Genomic DNA, 18,943 nt, shown 5'->3' with positions numbered 1-18,943 from the left:
TACTCCCGTCTCGAGTGACGACTCATGGCAACCCTCCTCCATCTCCCTGGATTCGGGTTACACCTAAAACGGCGCGACGGGTTACATCCTTAAATGTCTCGACAGCCTCTCATCAGTTACATTTAACATGTCTCCATACGTGCATTGTGCCTGCGCGTATCAATTGGTACACTGGAAGCGGCACGCGGACCCACAAATTCTGAAATGAGGCGATCCTGATGAAAAGCCGGATTGTTGCGGCCCGTTATCCACCCTCGCGTCATCCGGCCGGGCGGCTGTATGTTGTAGGGACGCCGATCGGCAACTTGGAAGACATCACCCTCCGGGCGCTGACCGCCCTCAAGGGCGCAGATCTCATTGCCTGCGAAGACACGCGCAGGACCCAAAAACTCCTGAACCATTACAGCATCAGCACCCGCACTGTGAGCTATCACGAGCACAATGAGCTGACGCGCGCGCCTGAGCTGGTTCTGCAGATGGAGCAGGGAAGCAGCATTGCTCTTGTGTCCGATGCGGGCATGCCGGTGCTTTCTGACCCCGGCTTTCGCCTGGTCAATCTGGCCGTCCGGCACAAGGTCCAGGTAGTTCCAGTGCCGGGCCCTTCGGCCATGGTGGCGGCGCTCGCGGTCGCCGGCCTTCCGATGAATGAATTCATTTTTACAGGATTTTTTCCGGCCAAAAGGTCCTCGCGACGCAAGGGCCTGGCAGCATTGGCCGCTTTCGAGGGGACCATCGTTTTCTATGAGGCACCTCACCGCATTGTTGAGTGCCTGCGCGACGTCCAGGAACTTCTTGGCGACCGTGACATGGTGATAGCGAGGGAAGTTACGAAGCTTCATGAGCAATTTCTGCGCGGCTCCGTCACCGAGCTTCGCGCTTTTCTGAAGAAGATACCAGCCAGGGGCGAGTTGACGGTCATTCTGGGGCCGGGCGCCGCTCCGCGGCCCGCCGGAACGGACGGCAATTCACTCCACGCAGAAATCGAGAACCTCAGGGCCAGTCAGGGCCTCAACGAACGCGGCGCTTTAAAAGCCATCGCGCGCGCGCGCGGCATCTCCCGCAGCGAAGCTTACCGCCAGCTTCAACTCGAAAAAAGCGCAGAAAAAGAACCATCATAAATCTCGCGGCTGAATTGCCTCGGCCCCGCCCGCGTGACTTGCCCATTGATCAGGATGCTGACGGACGGCCGCGGTCTGCGGACGCATGCAAGATGTTACCCAGGCCGTGGCCCGGGAAGCTCTTGCCCGGTCCTAAGCAATTGAGCTTCGAGGAAATACTCACTTGTGGCTGGTCCGGACATTACTCGGCTGAATATTTATGACTCTTTTCACTGGCCGCCATCATCGAAAAGGTTACTACGCGTATGGTAGAGGGGGCTGAGAACTCATCCAACTCGCTTAATGAAGGCCCAGCCGGCGGGGCTGAAATACGTCCCGTTGCCTCCGGTCCCTGGCAGCCGAAGTTCAATCCCTGGCTGATCGGGGTGGTCGTGGCCATGGCGGCTTTTATGGAGGTGCTGGACACCAGCATTGCCAATGTGGCGTTACCGTATATGGCTGGCAGCCTGGGAGCAAGCACCGACGAGAGCACCTGGGTACTCACTTCTTATCTCGTTTCGAACGCCATTGTTCTGCCTATCAGCGGATGGATCGCAAGCACCGTTGGACGCAAGCGGTTCTTCATGATTTGCCTGGTGATTTTCACCATCAGTTCACTGCTGTGCGGAATTGCACCAAATCTGGGAGCAATCATTCTGTTTCGCATATTGCAAGGCGCGGGGGGCGGTGGCTTACAACCCATGGCGCAGGCTATCCTGGCTGATACCTTTCCTCCTGAAAAGCGCGGTATCGCCTTCGCGCTCTATGGCGTCACGGTAATTGTTGCGCCAACGGTTGGACCGACACTGGGCGGCTGGATCACGGATAATTACACGTGGCGCTGGATTTTCTTCATTAACCTGCCGATCGGCATTTTGACTCTTCTGCTGGTGTTTCGCCTGATTGAAAACCCGCCCTGGGCGAAGCGGGCGGCGGGAGCGGGAGTCAAGATTGATTACATCGGGGTCGCCCTGCTCACGCTGGGTATCGGCGCGCTGCAGGTGATGCTCGACAAGGGGCAGGAAGAGGACTGGTTCGGCTCGCATTTCATTCTGACGCTCGCCATTCTCGCCGTGGTGGGCCTTGTTTCCCTCGTTATCTGGGAGTGGTATCACAAAGATCCCATCATTGATGTTCGCATGTTTAGAAATTTAAATTTTCTGGGCGCCAACCTGATGATGTTTGCGCTGGGAATCATGCTTTTCTCGAGCCTTGTCATGATGCCCTTGTACCTGCAGACGCTGATGGGTTACACAGCCGAATCCGCCGGTCTGGTACTTTCGGGCGGCGGCCTGATATTACTGATTTTGATGCCGGTTGCGGGTGTGCTCTCGTCCAGAGTTCAGGCGCGTTATCTCATCGCCTTTGGCTGGCTCACGTTGTCGCTTGCCATGTATTACTCGACGCAGTACCTGGACCTCGAAATCAGCTTCCGGGCCGCCGCTATTATGCGCGTCGTCCAGGTGTTTGGCCTGGGATTCCTGTTCGTACCGATCAACCTGGCTTCCTATGTTGGAGTGCCGGTGGAGAAGAGCGGCAGCGTGGCGGGGCTGATCAATTTCATGCGCAACATCGGGAGCAGCATTGGAACCTCGATGGTCACCACGCTGATTGCACGCCGGGCGCAATTCCATCAGGTGTATCTGGTGGCGCACGTTACTCCCGGCCAGCCGACTTTTACAGAGGCCGTCAGGGCTTTGGCAGCCCGTCTGGCCGTATCGGGGTTGGACGCCACGCGGGCCACCAGCCAGGCTTACGATCGGCTTTATCACGTGCTGATCGGTCAGGCAACGACGCTGGCATATATCGACACATTCTGGGTGCTTAGTATCGGGGCGGGGATTATGTTCCTGGTTTCCTTCGCGCTGAGAAAGAATGAGCCGGGCGGGGGCGGAGAGATTGCCGTCGGATAATTCCAAAGCTTCGAGCAGCTATTGGCGTTGGGTTTGAATGACAGATCATAGGCGAATGTGTCACGCGCCAGCCCATAAAGCGGACGCGGCATTGCTCTGAACAGGCGGGGTAAATATGAAAATCCGAGTCATCACCCTCGAGCGTGAATACGGGAGCGGAGGCGGAGTGATCGCGAACAAGTTGGCCAAGCGCCTGGGTTGGAAACTCTGGGACCAGGACTTGACGGAAGAAATTGCTCGCCGTCTGGACTGTGCCTGTCGCGCTGTCGAACAGCACCAGGAACGAAGCGATCCGGCCTATTATCGCCTTTTTAAGTCTTTTATGCGCGGCAGCCACGAAGGTGTTCAAGTCGCGGCGCGCATGAAGATGGTTGACGCGGACTGCATCCGGGAGGTGGTGCAGAAAATCCTACCCGGAATAGCCGACGCGGGCAACTGCGTGATCGTGGGACGAGGATCGGCCTATTACCTGGGAAACCGCCCGGACGCTTTTCACGTGTTTGTTTACGCGCCATTTCAAGAAAGAGTCGGCAGACTACGAGCGGCGGGCAAGAGTGAAAAGGAAGCGATCGAGCTTGCAGAGACGGTAGACCGCGACCGCGCGAACTTTATCGAGAAATACTTCAAGGTTGAATGGCCCGCAAGGCATCGCTTCCACCTGATGGTTAATTCGGGCATGGGCGAGGACGTTGCAGTCGAGGTCATCCTCGACGCGGTGACGCAGTGCGACAAGCAGCGGGGATGATGGATGACTTTATCAAATTGAGGAGTCGGCATGGTTGGTAATCAACTGGCACGGCAGCTTGTATTTTGCCTCTTGGCCGTGATGCTCACGACCTTTGGACTTCCGGGCACTCTCACCTCCCAGACAGTCGGGACAGGCAGTTCCATCGCCCAAACCCAAAGCCCGTTACTTGGAAGTGTGCCCACCGGCCAGGCGACTGGCAACACGCTCAACCTCTCGCTCAAAGAAGCCTTCACCCGTGCGTTGAAATACAACCTGGGTGTGGTTGAGAGCAGCCAGGACACTCGCGCCGCCCATGCCGTTCGCCTACAGAATCTGAATGCCTTGCTACCGGATATCTCGGCCCGCGTCACGGGCTCGGTCGAACAGAATAATCTCAGAGCCCTCGGGTTCAACCCCAATATCCCCGGACTCAATATTCCCACGATTGTTGGGCCGTTCAGTGTGGGCGATGCACGAGCTTACCTGTCGCAGGAAATCTTCAACTGGTCCCACATTAAGGGCCTGAAGTCAGCCTCGGAATCCGAGCGGGCGTCGCAGTATTCCTATACCAGCGATCGCGACCTGGTCATTCTCACCACAGGCAATGCCTATCTGATTGTGATCTCGGATAATGCCACAGTTGATTCGATTCGAGCGCAGGTAAACACTGCGCAGACGCTCTATGACAATGATATTGATCTCAACAAGCATGGCGTGATCGCAAGTATTGATCTGCTGCGCGCCCAGGTTGAGTTGAAGACCCAGCAGCAACGGCTGATCGCTGCCCAAAACCAGCTGAACATCGACAAGTTGACGCTCGCGCGGGTGATCGGGCTGCCGAAAGGCCAGGAATTTCGACTCACTGATACCGTTCCGTACGTCCCGCTCGAAACCATGATGCTAACACAGGCCCTTACAAAGGCCTACGCAACACGCCCTGACTACCTCTCAGCCAAATCCCAGGTCCAGGCGGCGAAGCTGGCCTTTGAGGGAGCAGTCGCGGAAAATTATCCCTGGCTGTCAACAGATGCCAACTTCGGAGACATCGGCAGTCCCAATTTCGGGAGGTCGCACGAGACATTTTCGGCCGCTTTAACGTTGAACGTCCCTCTCTTTCAGGGAAGCAAGGTGCGGGCGGACAAACTGCAGGCAGATTCAGTGTTGGAACGGCGTAAGGCTGAGCTTGCCGACCTTGATGGCAAGATTGACGACCAGGTGCGAACGGCCTTCTTCAATCTGAAATCCTCGGCGGATCTCGTTGCCGTCGCCAAGAGTAACATCGATCTTGCCGACCAGACGCTGGCCCAGGCGCAAGACCGTTTCAAAGCAGGCGTCGCCGACAACCTCGAGGTTGTCCAGGCCCAGGAGTCCGTGGCGTCGGCGAACCAATCCTATATTGCCAGTCTCTATTCTTTCAACCTGGCCAAAATCTCTTTGGCGCAGGCTCTCGGCGTAGCCGAGCAATCGGCCGCACAGTATCTGGGAGTGAGGTAACAAACCATGCCAGATGTGTTGACACAACCCAACGAGTCGGTCAAATCTGCGGTGGCAGATTCGAGCGGAACAGGCGTGGGGCCGGGAAAAGCTCCAGTGCGCCGCTCCAAAACCCGCAGGCTAATCTTGTTTGCGGCTCTTGGAATCGTCCTCATAGTCACTGCCGTCCTGTTGTACCGCCACTTCGCAGCCTGGGAATCCACGGACGATGCCCAAATCGACGGCTATATCTATCCGGTCAGTGCCCGAATATCGGGCTATGTCACCCGCGTGACCGTGGACGACCACCAATACGTTAAGGCCGGGACGGTGCTGGTGAAGCTCGATCCGAAGGATTACGATGTAGCCGTGGCAAATGCCAAGGCGGCCATGGCGAATGACCAGGCCAGCGCAGCCGCGCTCGCGACCGGCGTTCCCCTGACATCCACCAACACTTCGAGCCAGCTCGCCAGCGCGCAGGCCGAGGTGGAAAACGCTCAGGCCGGCATCCTTGCCGCCCAGCACCAGGTTGCCGCCGCCCAAGCCGCACTCGAGCAAGCCGAGGCCAATGACCTGAAGGCACAGGACGACGTGACAAGGTATGAGCCGCTTGCCGCCAAACACGAAATCCCCCAGCAAATATACATTCAGGCCGTGGACAGCCAGAAGGCTACGGCTGCGGCGGTGGCCGCCGCTCGGGCGTCCACTGCAGTCGCGCAACAGGCGGTGACCCAGGCGCGCACCAAACTGGCGCAAGCCAACGCCGATTTACGATATGCGGAGACCCGGCCGCAGCAGATTTCAGTGCAGCGCTCGCGTGCCCGCGCAGCCCAAGCGCAAATCGAACGGGCGGCAGCACTCCTGCAGCAGGCGGATCTCAATCGGCAGTACACAACGATTGTGGCGCCGGTTAGCGGGATCGTAGGCCAAAGATCTGTTCAGCCAGGCCAGAACGTGGCGCCAGGACAACAATTGATGACGATTATCCCTCTGGACAGTCAGAACATCTGGGTTACCGCCAACTTCAAAGAAACGCAACTGAAGCTCATGCGGCCCGGTCAGCCCGTAAAGATTTACGTTGATACCTACGGCCGCACTTACAACGGCCGTGTCCTCAATATCGCGGGTGCAACCGGAGCGCGCTCCAGTCTGCTGCCACCTGAGAATGCCACTGGAAACTATGTCAAAGTGGTGCAGCGGTTACCGGTCAAAATTGTGTTCGATGAAGCGCAGGATCCCCAGCACTTGCTCAGACCCGGCATGTCCGTCGAACCTGACGTTAAAGTGCAGTGAACCGCGGCGACATTCGCACAGAAAGTTGGTAACAACGCGGGTGGCCCCCTGGGCGTATTCCGGGTAAAGCAGACGCTATAGGGTCGGAATGATTCACATCCTTGATTTATTTAGTAGACAATCTACTCCTGCTGTGGTAGATTACCTTCCGCCATGACCAGGCAATCATCCAAGGGACGAATCGAACTTGTTTATGGCTCGCTCGATATGCTGATTCTGCGCACGCTGCTCTGGGGACCAACGCACGGACATGGCATCGCAAAGTCCATTGAGTGCACGTCGGAGGAAATGCTGAAGGTGGAGCACGGATCGCTCTACCCGGCGCTTCAGCGCCTGCAGCAGGAAGGCTGGATCAAAGGCGAGTGGGGCGTGTCTGAAAACAAGCAGCGGGCCAGGTACTACCGTCTGACCGCCGCAGGACGGCGGCAACTGGCGGCGGAGACTTCGCGCTGGGGGCGCTTTGTACATGCCGTAACGAGCGTCATCAACCCTGTTGAAACCGAGGAAGGGAAATGAGCTGGCGGCGGCAATTTGCCAAAATCGGCGCACTGGTCCGGTGGGTGAAACCGGCGGACGATTTCGATGAGGAGATCCGCGCGCATCTGGAGATGGAAGAGCGGGAGAACCGTGAATGCGGTATGCCGCCCGAAGAGGCCCATTTTGCCGCGCTGCGCCGTTTTGGCAACGTGACCCAGGCGCAGGAAAGTAGCCGGGAAATGTGGAAATGGCAATGGCTCGAAACCTTACTCCAGGACATCCGTTACGGCCTGCGCCAACTCCGCCGGAACCGCGGCTTCACAGCTGTGGCTGTTCTGACGCTGGCCCTCGGAATTGGCGCGAACACAGCCGTGTTCAGCGTGGTTGAGGCGGTCATCCTGAAACTGCTGCCAGTCGAAAGTCCGAGACAACTGGTCTTCGCCCAATTGCCCGACGTACATGGCGGCTACTACGCTTTCTCATATCCCGCGTACGTCTACCTTCGCGATCACAACAGCGTGTTCTCGGGCACTTTCGCGTTCTCCGAGCTTGAACGCCTCGACGTGACCATTGACGGTCGGCCGGAATTGACCAGCGGACAGATAGTTTCCGGCACTTATTATTCGACATTGGGCGTGAACGCCGTTCTGGGCCGGACCATAAATCCTGATGACGACAAAACACCCGGACAGAGCGCTGTCGCCGTCATCAGCTATGCCTATTGGAAGCGGCGGTTCGGGCTCAGCCGCGATGTGGTGGGCAAAGCCATCACGGTGGATGGCATTCCCTTCACCATCATCGGCGTGACGCCACCTGAATTCTTCGGCCTGATGGTCGGCGGCGATCCCGATATCACCGTCCCAATGATGATGCAGGCACAGGTTATGGCTGGTGTGTCTCTACTCAACGACAAGAGCACGTGGTGGCTGGACGTTGTCGGAGGGCGGCTAAAGCCTGGGGTAAGCGAATCGCGAGCTCGGGCCAACCTTGATCTGCTTTTTCAGCAGACGCTCGGATCGAAGCAAAAAAGCGAGCTGAGAATCGAGTTGGTTCCAGGCGACAGGGGAGTCGCCTTCTTGCGCGACCGGCTTTCACAGCCGCTAATGATTTTGATGGCGGCCGTGGGATTGGTCCTGTTAATTGCCTGCGCCAACGTGGCTAACCTGCTGCTGGCACGCGCGACGGCGCGCCAAAGGGAAATCGGAGTACGGCTCGCCCTCGGGGCGGGGAGGCTGCGCCTGATCCGACAGTTGCTGACGGAGAGCTTCCTTCTTGCGGCGGTCGGAGGCGGGCTTGGACTGCTTCTCGCATATTGGGGTAGCCAATTCCTTCTGATTATGATTTCCAGCGCGCCGGTTCCAATTTCCATCCATCTCCACTTGGACGCTGGAATTTTCGAGTTTGCGGCAGCAGTTTCATTGCTGACAGGTGTGCTATTCGGGATAGCGCCGGCGTTTCGAGCTACCCGCGTCGACCTAACGCCTCAGCTCAAAGCAAGCTCTCGAGGGGCCGTCAGTCATCGGCGCTCATTCGGCTTGGGCAGTCCTCTTGTTATCTCGCAGGTCGCACTGTCTTTGCTGCTACTGATCGGCGCGGGCCTCTTCGTTCGCACGTTGTGGAATCTGAAGAATCTGTATCCCGGCTTCAATCCAGACAACACGCTTCTGTTCTCGATGGAGCCCACGCTCCTCGGTTACAAGGGCGCACGGCTCGAGAACTTGTATAAAGGGGTGCTGGAGCGCGTGGAGGGCATTCCAGGGGTCCGGACGGCGACCGTGTCACGATGCAGCGAATTCACTCCTTGCCGCGCGGAACGGAACGTATCGCTGCCCGGATACATTCCTCGAGATGACCAAGACGCTTCGGTCCAGGTGAGCGTGGTAGGTCCCAGGTTTTTCGAAACCTTGGGAATGCCCCTGTTACTGGGACGTGACTTCACATCGCAGGACAGCCAAAGCGCACCCCGAGTGGCAGTGATCAACGAAACGATGGCGCGCCACTATTTCGGAGCATCGAACCCCCTCGGCCAGCGGTTCGGCCTGTCCGGGACGAGCGGGCAGATTGAAATCGTCGGTGTGGTAAGAGATGCCAAGTACCACAGCCTGCGCGAAGTCACTCCTCGGATGGCCTTTCTCCCGGTTCTGCAGGTTCTACCGTCCAGTCTTGAACGCATGACCTATGAGGTTCGAGCGGCGGGCAATCCAACCACTGTGATAGCTGCCATCCGCCAGGTGGTGCGGTCGATGGACAAGGATCTTCCCCTGTATGGAGTCAACACAGTGGCTGAACAGGTGAATGAATCGCTCATGCCGGAGCGCCTGGTCGCCACGCTGTCCACCCTCTTTGGTCTTCTGGCGCCGGTGCTCGCATGCGTGGGCCTGTACGGAATTATGGCCTACAACGTGGGTCGAAGAACCCATGAATTGGGTATCCGAATGGCGCTGGGGGCGGAGAAACGCGATGTGCTGAGGATGGTGATTGGGCAAGGGTTCAGGCTGGCGCTGATCGGCGTTGCCATTGGCATTGCCGGCGCGCTGGCGCTCACGCGCTTCCTCGCGAGCCTGCTCTACGGCGTTAAGCCCACCGACCCGCTCACGTTCGTCGCGGTTTCCCTCATCCTCACTGCCGTGGCCTTGCTGGCCTGCTACATCCCCGCCCGCCGCGCAGCCAAAGTCGATCCCATGGTGGCGCTGAGGTACGAATAGAACGGTGGTTAGTGATCAGTGGATAGTGGTTAGTGAACACCAATCACTAAATATCAGATTTTCAATCTGAGGTCGTGGCACCCGTCAGTGAACCTGCGGACATCGCAAGGCCAGCGTCCGCACCGCTCGGGGACAATATCGTTCCAAAGAAGTCGTCGACTCGCGCCAGCACATCCTGGGGGCGCTGGCGCTCACGCGGTTCCTCGCCAGCATACTTTACGGCGTGACGCCGACCGACCCGGCGACGTTCGTTGCCGTCTCGTTCATCCTGATCGCGGTGGCGCTCGCAGCGTCTTATATCCCGGTGCGAAGGGGCGGCTAAGGTGGATCCGATGGTGGCATTGCGATATGAGTGAATTATGAAGGATGAACTGTCTGAGTTCTAAGTTCTGAGTGATGGGTTTAGGTTCTGAAATTTGGAATTTGAAATTTCAGATGTCAAACCGCGCCAGCGAAAAGTTGCGCGCGGGGCGAAGCTTGATTAAGCGTCAACGGCGAGCTTCTATGCGCGCCGTGTAGAGGCGAAAGGCACCATCGCGTGCGTCGATCCAAGCGGCGTGAAACGAACCGTCCGCTGAGGCCGCAAGTCCGATATAATCTCCCCCTCCCCATCCGCTTGCGAAGGAAAACTCCGGATTAAGCCCTGCGGCAGGCCGGGAAGTCTCGCTTGAAACCCTTAACGGAGAACAGAAACTCTCGCCGCCGTCCGCCGAAGCGGCAAACCAGACGTCATAAGAGCGCTGGTCAACTTCATATCTCTCATTTTGCACCCAAAGTACACCAACGACGCCGTCTCGGGAGACGGCCATCGTGACGAGATCCGATGGACCGCGGCCTTCGGCGCGAAGGATCGTGGCAGCAGACCAGGTCCGGCCCATATCAGTTGAGTGTGCGACCATGACGTCCCGTCTCGCTCTGATTCCATGCCGGGCGAGCCGATCTCCCTCCCTCGCGATGTTGCGGCCGAACTCTCCTTCCTCCCAGGCTGCGTAAATACCCCCGCGATTTTTGCCATATGACAGGTCAATAGCAAAGTTCAACGTATCCTGAGAAGCACGGTCCATTCGCGGCACAAGCACAGGCGTTTGAAAGGTCAGACCGCCATCCTCAGACCGCATGACGTAGACCCTGGGTGTGCTGTGGGGCAGGTACCCCGAATAGGGAAGCAAAACAGAGCCGTCCGCTAAAACCAATGGGTTCAATGCCCGATAGGGCTTAGCACCAGCCTTAATCGGTGCTAGAGCTTTGAACGACTTCCCGCTGTCGTCTGAAACGAGCCAAACAGCACGTCCCCTGCCAGTGCTCACCGCAAGGTAAAGGCGCACCTTGCCGTCGCGGAAAGCTACTGTCGTTTTCGGCTGATCGAAGCCGCCGGCCCCAACTTCTGTGGGGCCGCTCCAGGAGCGTCCTTTATCGATTGAGCGGAAGACAAGTATAGGCTGGCGCCTATCTAATGTCGTCGGAAGAGCTGAGTAATAGGCATCGCCATTTGGCGCGAACGTGATCCAATCGTCTTGCACCGTCAAAAATTGGCCCTTCCGTAACGCGTAGCGCAGTCCCGGCAGATCGGAAGCGGACCATGTCTGACCGGCATCGCTGCTTAGATAGGCCTGAGCAGTGAAACCTCCGCCGCCGACCGCGTCCAGGCGTTCCATAGTAGAAATGATCAGGCTGTTAGCATCTTTAGGGTGCGCGGCAATGTAGGGTTCGGCTTGTCGAGACTTCGCTTGGCCAACTCGGACGTTCGGGCCAACGCTCACTGCAATCTCGGATGATCGTAGGGAACCGCTAATTGCGACGAGAACAGCGAGCGCTTTTAAGAGAATCAGGTTGCCTATTTTCATTTTCCGCCGCGCTCTCGGCATGCCCTACATACTACCAGCGCAGAGTCGAAATCAACTCGGCTCTACCGTGGCTACGGCAGTGATACACTCTCGCCTCGCGAGATCGCAGAAGTTACAAGGCCATCGTCTGCGCCACTTGGGGACAATATCGTTCCAAAGAAGTCGTCGACTCGCGCCAGCACATCCTGGGGGCGCTGGGCGCTCTGAACGCTGCGGCGCAGTTCAGCTCCGTTTCGCACGCCGTGCGTGAACCAGCTTGCGAACTGCTTCATCTTTCCGATGGCGCCGGGCGTTTCTTCCTCGACCAGCATGGCGTAATAATCGCGGATCAACTGATAGCGATCGGCGTCTGAAGGCTGCTCATAGCGACCGGTGCGCGCAAACGATTCCATCTGGCGAAAGATCCAGGGATTGGTGGGCGCGGCGCGGCCAATCATCACCGCGTCGCAGGCGGTCTGCTCGCGCAACCGGAGCGCGTCCTCCGGCGCCATCACGTCGCCGTTGCCGATCACGGGAATTTTGACAGCGGCTTTGACTTCCGCAATGATGTCCCAGCGGGCGCGGCCACTGTAACCCTGGAGCCGCGTGCGAGGATGGACGGCGATGGCTTCCACGCCCGAGTCTTCCGCAAGGCGCGCAACTTGCAAGGCCACAATCTCATCATCGCTCCAGCCCGAACGGATTTTGGCCGTGAAGGGAATGCTGACGGCGGCGCGAATCTTCTGAAAAATCGTCCGAAGCAGAGGCAGGTCTCGCAGCAGGCCGGAGCCTCCGCACTTCACCACCTTCTTGGCCGGGCAGCCCAGATTGAGATCGATCATGTCGAAGCCGAGGTCTTCGATCATGCGAGCGGCATCGGCCAGGTGGTCCGCGTCGGCGCCAAAAATCTGCGCGGTGATGGGCCGCTCTTCTTCCGCATAGTAGAGATAACGACGCGACCGGAGGTTCTGCCGGACCATCGCCTCGCTGGAAACGAACTCCGTCATGATCAGGCCGCAGCCGCCCAATCGCTTGATGAAGCGCCGGAAGACGGTGTCTGTGATGCCTGCCATCGGCGCCAGGATGTGGGCCGGGCGGATTTGGACGTTGCGGATGCGGAGTTCCTGAAAGAGCATCGAATTGCTATTCATTGAGTATAGCCGCGCGGTCGGCTATCGCAAAGCGCATTTGCCCCTCGGCCAGCAGTTCGTCCCCAAGATACGCGGAGCCGCGCAATTCGCCCAGTGTGTCGCGAAGCTTCAGCACGCGGGCTTCAAAGCGGACGGTCTCGCCGGGCACGACAATCCTCTTGATGCTGGCGGACGGAATCTGCAGGATCATGGCGATCTTGCCGGCCATCTCCGGCCGTTCCAGCACCAGAATGGCTCCGAGCTGCGTGACGGCCTCGAGCAGAATGCCCGGCGGGACGACGGGAGATGACGGCGAGTGCCCCATCAGTATGGCTTCATTAGCGGTGAAGTTCTTGACGCCGTGAATTTCGACTCCGGGCGTGAAGGCGGTGACACGATCAACCAGCAGGAACGGGTACCGGTGCGGCAGCACGCGCTGGATGATGGATTCGAAAGATTGCTGCGCCGTCTGATTTGCCATTGGATCCGCGTCGGCTCGCTGTCCGTCCGTTTTGCTCATACTTGATAAAGACAGCAGGTGCTTCTTCCGTTTCGCGGAACCAGCAGGACCGTCGCCTTTTTCAGCAAGGGCTCAGAACTTAAGCTTGATCGCTCCGCCCTTGTCGGGAGGGGCGGTGGGCACTGGTTCAGAGACAGGTTTCAACAATTCCCGGCCCAGGGGACGGCTGCGGGCGGTGAAGTCGCCGGGTCGGTCCTTGTCAGTTTCATATTGTTCGCGCATGGCCTGGAGTTTTGAGTCGAGGTCGTCAAGATAGTGCACCGCCAGCGCTTCCATGAACATGGGCTCTTTGGGCGACCCGAATTCCAGCTTGCCGTGATGCGACAGGATGATGTGCTGGAGGCGATCCCATAACTCTGCCGGAAAATCCGGAATCTCCCGCAGCTTGTCGCGAATGAGGTCAATCCCCATGCTGATGTGTCCCACCAGTTGGCCCCGCGTTGAATAGCCGAAGCAGCGGTTGAAAGTGAGTTCCTCGATTTTGCCGAGGTCGTGCAGCAGCAGGCCGGCAAGAATCAATTCGCGGTCAAGTGAAGGGTAATGATCGGAGATGCGGTCGCCGAGCGCCACCAGAGAACTCACATGCTCGATCAGCCCGCCCAGGTATGCGTGGTGGAAGCTCATGGCCGCCGGCGCCAGCTTGAATTTGCGGGCGATCTCGGGATCGTTGAAAATGCGGCGAAGCAGCGTCTGCAGGGGACCATGTGGCATCTGCTGAATCCTGTTCAGCAAGCCGGCAAAAAGCTTTTCGGGATCCTGCTTTCCGTGCGGGAGGTAATCGACAAGGTCAATTCGGTCCTCATCGCACTTTGCGATCTTGCGTAATGAGAGCTGCAGATTGCCCTGATAGAGTTCCACTGCGGCGGCGACACGCACTACGTCATCGGCTTCAAACGCCAGGTCGGAACCGTCGCAGTCCCAGAGTTTTGCCTTGACGGTTCCGGTCGAGTCCTGAAACTCGAGATCAAGATAGGCACTTCCGTTGCGCGCTGTTTTGCGGACTTTGCTGCGGACCAGAAAAGTTGTCGTGACGGAAGTTCCGGGCTTCAGATGTGCAATGTAGGCTTCTTTCATCCAGTGGGCCTCGACAGGCTACTCGCTTTCATCTCCTCCGGGCGGCGCGCCCGTATCCACGAATCCCGGGGCCAGGCGGATGTAGCTTTCCTTCCGCAAAGTCGTCAGAAAGCCCCGCATCGCACCCGTCACCCTCTGCTCGTAGAGGTAATTCATCACCTGGTTTGAGATCTGGTCGAAGGTTGGATGTTGTCCCACGCGCTTTTCGAGGACTTTGAAAATCATGTAACCATATTGGGTTTTGACGATTCCGCTGGTGTCGCCGGCGTCCACGTTGGCAATGGCCTTGGAAATCTCGTCGGAGATGGTGCCTTCCTTAAAGAAACCGACATCGCCGCCGTCTTTGGCGCTGGGAGAATCGGAGAGCTCCTTCGCCACGTCAGAAAAGCGCACGCCGCTCTGGAGCTCGCTCTCAGCTTTTTTCGCGCGCTGGTCAGCTTCCGCGGCGGAATGCTTTTCGGTCGATACCAGGATTTCCGCCAGGTGAACGCCGGGCGGGGAATCGAATTGTTCCTTGTGGGTGTCAAAATACTTCTGCGCGTCCGACCTCGTCAGGACAATCCGCGATCCGACCTCGCGCGAGATCACTTCGCGCATCAGCAACTGCCGCTTGATCTGGTCCTTGAAATCTTCCCAATTGCCTCCGTCCTTTTCCACGGCATCCTGCAAGGCCTCGAGGGAGGGCATGTTGTACTGCTGACGGATTTCATCCAAGCGTTTGATGACGTCCGTATCCACGTTGATGTCGTCATCATTGGCCTTCTGGACCATCAGGTCCTGGTCAATCAAATCGCGCAGCAGGTCCTTGCTCTTCTGGTTAAATTGCCCGTCCAATTGGGCGCCTGAATATTGCGCGGCCAATTGCGCGTGCAGAGTATTACGCTCTTTGTCGTACTGGCGCTGCGTGATGATTTTGTTGTTGATTCGCGCAATGATGCGCTCAACCAGCACGGTCTTGGCGCTGACTCTTGGAGCAATGCCGGTAAAAGTCAGAGCCCCTGCCGTCAGCAACGTCAGCAAGGTGAAGCCTTTTCGTGGCATAATGCACACCCCAAACAGAAACTTCTTGGAGTTCCTGAAAGTCCTTGCCCGCATGCGGGCACGCCTGTCAATGCCGGAATCGAGCATGACAAATTATGTTAACGCTGTGGCTGCAGTTCCAGCAAGATGTTTTCAACATCTTTCAAAAGGTCTCCGCTGCCGTCCTCAACGTGCATCCGGAGGACGCCGTCAGGCTGAAAAACAAATCCCCGGCGCCCCTTAATGATTTCCATCAGCCTTTGTGGACTGACAGGCGTTTGCTCGTGGAAGCGCATCCGGACTTCGCTGCCTTTTCGTTCAACGGTCTGGATCATCAACTGTTCCGCGCGCGACTTTACCACCGCATAACTCAGCAATTGCTTCACCGGCAGCGGAACGGGGCCGTAGCGGTCGGTGAGTTCGGCTTCCATATCCAGCAGCGCTTCCTGCGTCGCAAGCGATGAGATTCGCTTATACATGCGCAGGCGCTGCCGCTCGTCGGCGATGTAGCTTTCCGGAATTTTGATATTCATGCCCAGGTTGAGTGTTGTGCGCACTTCGGGCCGGGACGGTTCGCCCTTGAGTTCGTGGACCGCCTCGTCCAGCATGCGCAGGTAAAGATCAATGCCGATGGCGTTCAGGTGTCCATGCTGCTGCTGGCCCAGAACGTTTCCGGCGCCCCGCAGTTCCAGATCCAGCGCCGCCAGGCGAAAGCCCGCGCCTAGATCGGAGAATTCCTTTAAGGCCGCCAGCCGCCGTTTAGCGATGGGCGTCAACGTGTCAACGGCGGGAACCAGGAAATAAGCATATGCCCTGCGGTCGGAGCGGCCGACCCGCCCGCGAAGCTGGTAGAGGTCCGACAATCCGAAGCGCTCGGCGTGGTTCACAATCATGGTATTGGCCCGCGGAATGTCCAGCCCGTTTTCCACCAGCGACGTTGCCACCAGCATGTCGTATTTGCCTTCCATGAACTTCAGCATCACGCGTTCCAGATCGCGCTCGCCCATCTGCCCGTGCGCAACTCCGATGCGCGCCGCCGGCGCCAGCCGCTGCAGCAGGGCGGCGATGGTGAAAATGGAATCCACGCGATTGTGAACAAAATAGACCTGGCCGCCACGTTCCATTTCATGCTGGATGGCAGACTGGATGAGGCCGTCGTGGAATGTGGCTACGGTGGTCTGAATGGCCAGGCGCCCCCGCGGCGGGCTCTCAATCACCGAGAGGTCGCGCAGACCGCCGAGCGCCATGTGCAGCGTGCGTGGAATGGGCGTGGCGGACATGGTGAGCACATCGACGTTGGCCTTCAGCTTTTTCAATCGCTCCTTGGCGGCCACGCCGAACCGCTGTTCTTCGTCCACGACCATCAGTCCCAGATCCTGGAATTGCACATCCTTTGACAACATGCGGTGGGTACCGATCACGATGTCAACCTTGCCGGCTTCAATATCCGTAACCGTTTTCTTGATCTCCGCCGCAGAACGGAAGCGGCTGAGCATTTCAACGCGCACGGGAAAGTGCGCCATGCGCTTGCAAAAGGTGGTGTAGTGCTGGAAGGCCAGAACAGTCGTGGGCGCAAGCACCGCAACCTGGCGGCTTTCCTGGACCACCTTGAACGCCGCGCGCATAGCAAGCTCGGTCTTGCCGTAGCCCACGTCGCCGCAGAGGAGGCGGTCCATGGGCTCGGGAGATTCCAGGTCACGCTTGATGTCGGCGATGGCAGTCAACTGGTCGGGCGTCTCTTCAAACGGGAAGGAGTCTTCAAATTCCTTCTGCCAGTTGTTGTCCGGCGCGACGGCTGTGCCGCCACGCATCTTTCTCTCGGCGTAAAGCCTGAGGAGCTCTTCCGCCATATCGCGCAGGGCGCGCTGCACCCGTTTCTTGGTACGCTGCCAGGAGGTCCCGCCGAGGCGGTCCAGGCTGGGCTTGACCCCGTCGCCGCTGGAGCGGTACTTTTCCACGAGATCGAGCCGCTCCAGCGGGACGTACAGCCGCGCATCATCCTGATAAGTGAGCAGCATAAAGTCGCGGCTTGCGCCGCCGACGGGAAGCTGCTTGAGCCCCTGGTAAACGCCGATGCCGTGGTCTACATGGACAACGTAATCGCCCACCTTCAGATCACTGAGGTCCGAGAGAAAACTTGAAGCCGCACCCTCCCGACGGCGCGCTGCGCCCCAGGCAAAGTCGCCCAGAACGTCGCGCTCAGAAAGCAGCAGAAGGTGAAGATCGGGGAAAGCAACTCCAGCCTCGATTTCGCCTCTGGCGATCAGCAAAGCGCGGCCCGATGAGGCGGGATTGGCAGGGGCGATCTCTTTCTGACCGGATTTCCGGCGCGCGCTCGGCCAGCCCACATTTTCATAAGGGATTTCATAATCAGAAAAAATCTCGCGGAGGCGGTCGGCCTTTGCCGAGGTTGGGACGGCCAGAAGCATGCTTTCACCGCTGTCGATCTGGCTGCGAAGCTGTTCGGCCATCATTTTGAGCGAGCCCTGAAATTTGGGCAGTGGCTGGGTGTTTAGAAAGAATCGCCGGCTCGTTTCCGCAGGGACGGCAGGAGATACCGACGGCTCACCGGACCCTTCAATCTCGAGCTCGCTAAGGTAAACGGATTGAAGGCCTTCAAGCGACGACTGAAATTCCTCGCTCGTCAGGAAGATTTCATCTGGCCGCGGCGGCTGAGGAGAAACGTCCCGGACAGCATCGAAACCACTTTGCAGGTTTTCCAGAAATTCCGCAGACTGCGCCTGGCGCTCGGCGCGCTCGTCCCAAATAACGAGCGGATGCCCAAGGAGTGAAAACAGCGTCCCGGAATGCGGCTCGACAAGCGGCACGTAGAATTCCCAGCCGGGGAAAGGCCCCGAGAAGGTATCGGACCAACCCGGTGCGAGGCGCGCCTCGCGGCCATCCGGGTTTCGCTTTGCCAATACATCAACCAGCCGGGCGAAGAAATTTGAAGGCGGGGCAGCTTCGGTGAGGGGAAGGGCCAGAATTTCAGCGACGCTTTTCCTTGACCGCTGGCTTGCCGGATCAAACTGCCGCATGGACTCGATCGAATCGCCAAAAAACTCGATCCTGACGGGCCATTCCGCCTCCGGCGGGAAGAGGTCAACGATGCCGCCACGCACCGAGAACTGGCCTACCGTGGATACAGGTTCTGACGGTTCGTAACCGACTGTCAACAGGTGTTCAGCAAGGTCTTCCGGAGCAAGCTCGTCGGAGGTTTTCAGCCGGAGAGCGAGTGAGCGGTGAAAAGCGTTAGGGCGGTATCGCATCATAGCGGCGGATAGCGGCGCCGCGATAACGCGGACCTCGCCGCGGGCGACTCGCCAAAGAGCCGCGGCTCGGCGTTCAAGAATGTCCGGGTGCGGCGAGCGCGCCTCATAGGGGGAACAGTCGAAGGCGGGAAGGGAAACGGCCGCCTCGCCCGCGCCGGGTTCCAGCCAATCGAGCACTGTGGAAGCCGTCCGAGCCAGTGCCTCGGCAGCATCGTTGTCGGCGGTGAGAATGACGGCGGGTCGGGCCAGTTGGTGAGCCAGGAGGGCGGCCGCGATTCCTTTGGCCGGGCGGGTCAGTCCCGAAATCGAAACTCCGCCTCCGGGCCGTGCGGCCTCCACCTGTGCGCTTGCCTGCGCCGCCCGGAAGCCGGGATGCTCGAGAATCGTATGGAGTAAGGATTGAATGGCGGCCATCAAAG

General features: G+C 58.5%; 13 protein-coding genes. 7 read left to right on the top strand and 6 right to left on the bottom strand.

Annotated elements, in window-relative coordinates:
* Positions 1-218 precede the first annotated feature (218 nt).
* The 7 genes from rsmI to VFQ24_07810 all read left to right on the top strand — a co-directional run bounded on the left by rsmI (position 219) and on the right by VFQ24_07810 (position 9,685).
* Complete coding sequence (rsmI, locus tag VFQ24_07840) at positions 219-1,118, top strand: 16S rRNA (cytidine(1402)-2'-O)-methyltransferase (GenBank protein HET9178255.1); 900 nt, start codon at positions 219-221, stop codon at positions 1,116-1,118.
* 245 nt (positions 1,119-1,363) lie between these two features.
* Positions 1,364-3,010 carry a DHA2 family efflux MFS transporter permease subunit gene (locus VFQ24_07835; GenBank protein HET9178254.1) on the top strand — a complete coding sequence of 549 codons (1,647 nt, stop codon included), beginning with the start codon at positions 1,364-1,366 and terminating at the stop codon, positions 3,008-3,010.
* A 115-nt stretch (positions 3,011-3,125) separates the two neighbouring features.
* Entirely contained in the window at positions 3,126-3,755 is a 630-nt protein-coding gene (locus tag VFQ24_07830) for a cytidylate kinase-like family protein (GenBank protein HET9178253.1), read from the top strand.
* A gap of 30 nt (positions 3,756-3,785) precedes the next feature.
* Positions 3,786-5,231 (top strand): TolC family protein, encoded by a 1,446-nt coding sequence (locus tag VFQ24_07825; protein ID HET9178252.1) that lies wholly within the window; start codon positions 3,786-3,788, stop codon positions 5,229-5,231.
* A gap of 6 nt (positions 5,232-5,237) precedes the next feature.
* A complete protein-coding gene (locus VFQ24_07820; GenBank protein ID HET9178251.1) occupies positions 5,238-6,503 on the top strand; it encodes an HlyD family secretion protein in 1,266 nt (421 codons plus the stop codon).
* Positions 6,504-6,656: 153 nt separating this feature from the next.
* Positions 6,657-7,019: a PadR family transcriptional regulator gene (locus VFQ24_07815; protein HET9178250.1), complete on the top strand. Its 363-nt coding sequence runs from the start codon at positions 6,657-6,659 to the stop codon at positions 7,017-7,019.
* Complete coding sequence (locus VFQ24_07810) at positions 7,016-9,685, top strand: ABC transporter permease (protein HET9178249.1); 2,670 nt, start codon at positions 7,016-7,018, stop codon at positions 9,683-9,685. Before VFQ24_07815 ends, VFQ24_07810 begins: the two co-directional genes overlap by 4 nt.
* Positions 9,686-10,173: 488 nt before the next feature.
* Here VFQ24_07810 and VFQ24_07805 read toward each other — a convergent pair whose 3' ends face one another.
* The 6 genes from VFQ24_07805 to mfd form a co-directional block, all read right to left on the bottom strand.
* On the bottom strand, positions 10,174-11,529 hold the full coding sequence (locus tag VFQ24_07805) for a sialidase family protein (protein ID HET9178248.1): 1,356 nt from the start codon (positions 11,527-11,529) through the stop codon (positions 10,174-10,176).
* A gap of 71 nt (positions 11,530-11,600) precedes the next feature.
* Entirely contained in the window at positions 11,601-12,659 is a 1,059-nt protein-coding gene (dusB, locus tag VFQ24_07800; GenBank protein ID HET9178247.1) for a tRNA dihydrouridine synthase DusB, read from the bottom strand.
* Entirely contained in the window at positions 12,652-13,119 is a 468-nt protein-coding gene (gene fabZ, locus VFQ24_07795; GenBank protein ID HET9178246.1) for a 3-hydroxyacyl-ACP dehydratase FabZ, read from the bottom strand. Before fabZ ends, dusB begins: the two co-directional genes overlap by 8 nt.
* Before the next feature lie 111 nt (positions 13,120-13,230).
* Entirely contained in the window at positions 13,231-14,232 is a 1,002-nt protein-coding gene (locus VFQ24_07790; protein HET9178245.1) for an HD domain-containing protein, read from the bottom strand.
* An 18-nt stretch (positions 14,233-14,250) separates the two neighbouring features.
* A complete protein-coding gene (locus tag VFQ24_07785; GenBank protein ID HET9178244.1) occupies positions 14,251-15,273 on the bottom strand; it encodes a peptidylprolyl isomerase in 1,023 nt (340 codons plus the stop codon).
* Between the two features lie 98 nt (positions 15,274-15,371).
* Positions 15,372-18,938, bottom strand: coding sequence for a transcription-repair coupling factor (gene mfd / locus VFQ24_07780; GenBank protein HET9178243.1), 3,567 nt, complete (start codon positions 18,936-18,938; stop codon positions 15,372-15,374).
* Positions 18,939-18,943 lie beyond the last annotated feature (5 nt).

It is taken from the genome of Terriglobia bacterium (genome assembly GCA_035712365.1).
Lineage (GTDB): Bacteria > Acidobacteriota > Terriglobia > UBA7540 > UBA7540 > SCRD01.
Note: the sequence above shows the minus strand (reverse complement) of the source record. Positions and strands in the feature narration are given on the sequence as shown.

Coding starts and splice junctions, on each gene's coding strand:
- rsmI (HET9178255.1), top strand. CDS start 219: ATGAAAAGCCGGATTGTTGCGGCCCGTTATCCACCCTCGCGTCATCCG.
- VFQ24_07835 (HET9178254.1), top strand. CDS start 1,364: ATGGTAGAGGGGGCTGAGAACTCATCCAACTCGCTTAATGAAGGCCCA.
- VFQ24_07830 (HET9178253.1), top strand. CDS start 3,126: ATGAAAATCCGAGTCATCACCCTCGAGCGTGAATACGGGAGCGGAGGC.
- VFQ24_07825 (HET9178252.1), top strand. CDS start 3,786: ATGGTTGGTAATCAACTGGCACGGCAGCTTGTATTTTGCCTCTTGGCC.
- VFQ24_07820 (HET9178251.1), top strand. CDS start 5,238: ATGCCAGATGTGTTGACACAACCCAACGAGTCGGTCAAATCTGCGGTG.
- VFQ24_07815 (HET9178250.1), top strand. CDS start 6,657: ATGACCAGGCAATCATCCAAGGGACGAATCGAACTTGTTTATGGCTCG.
- VFQ24_07810 (HET9178249.1), top strand. CDS start 7,016: ATGAGCTGGCGGCGGCAATTTGCCAAAATCGGCGCACTGGTCCGGTGG.
- VFQ24_07805 (HET9178248.1), bottom strand. CDS start 11,529: ATGAAAATAGGCAACCTGATTCTCTTAAAAGCGCTCGCTGTTCTCGTC.
- dusB (HET9178247.1), bottom strand. CDS start 12,659: ATGAATAGCAATTCGATGCTCTTTCAGGAACTCCGCATCCGCAACGTC.
- fabZ (HET9178246.1), bottom strand. CDS start 13,119: ATGGCAAATCAGACGGCGCAGCAATCTTTCGAATCCATCATCCAGCGC.
- VFQ24_07790 (HET9178245.1), bottom strand. CDS start 14,232: ATGAAAGAAGCCTACATTGCACATCTGAAGCCCGGAACTTCCGTCACG.
- VFQ24_07785 (HET9178244.1), bottom strand. CDS start 15,273: ATGCCACGAAAAGGCTTCACCTTGCTGACGTTGCTGACGGCAGGGGCT.
- mfd (HET9178243.1), bottom strand. CDS start 18,938: ATGGCCGCCATTCAATCCTTACTCCATACGATTCTCGAGCATCCCGGC.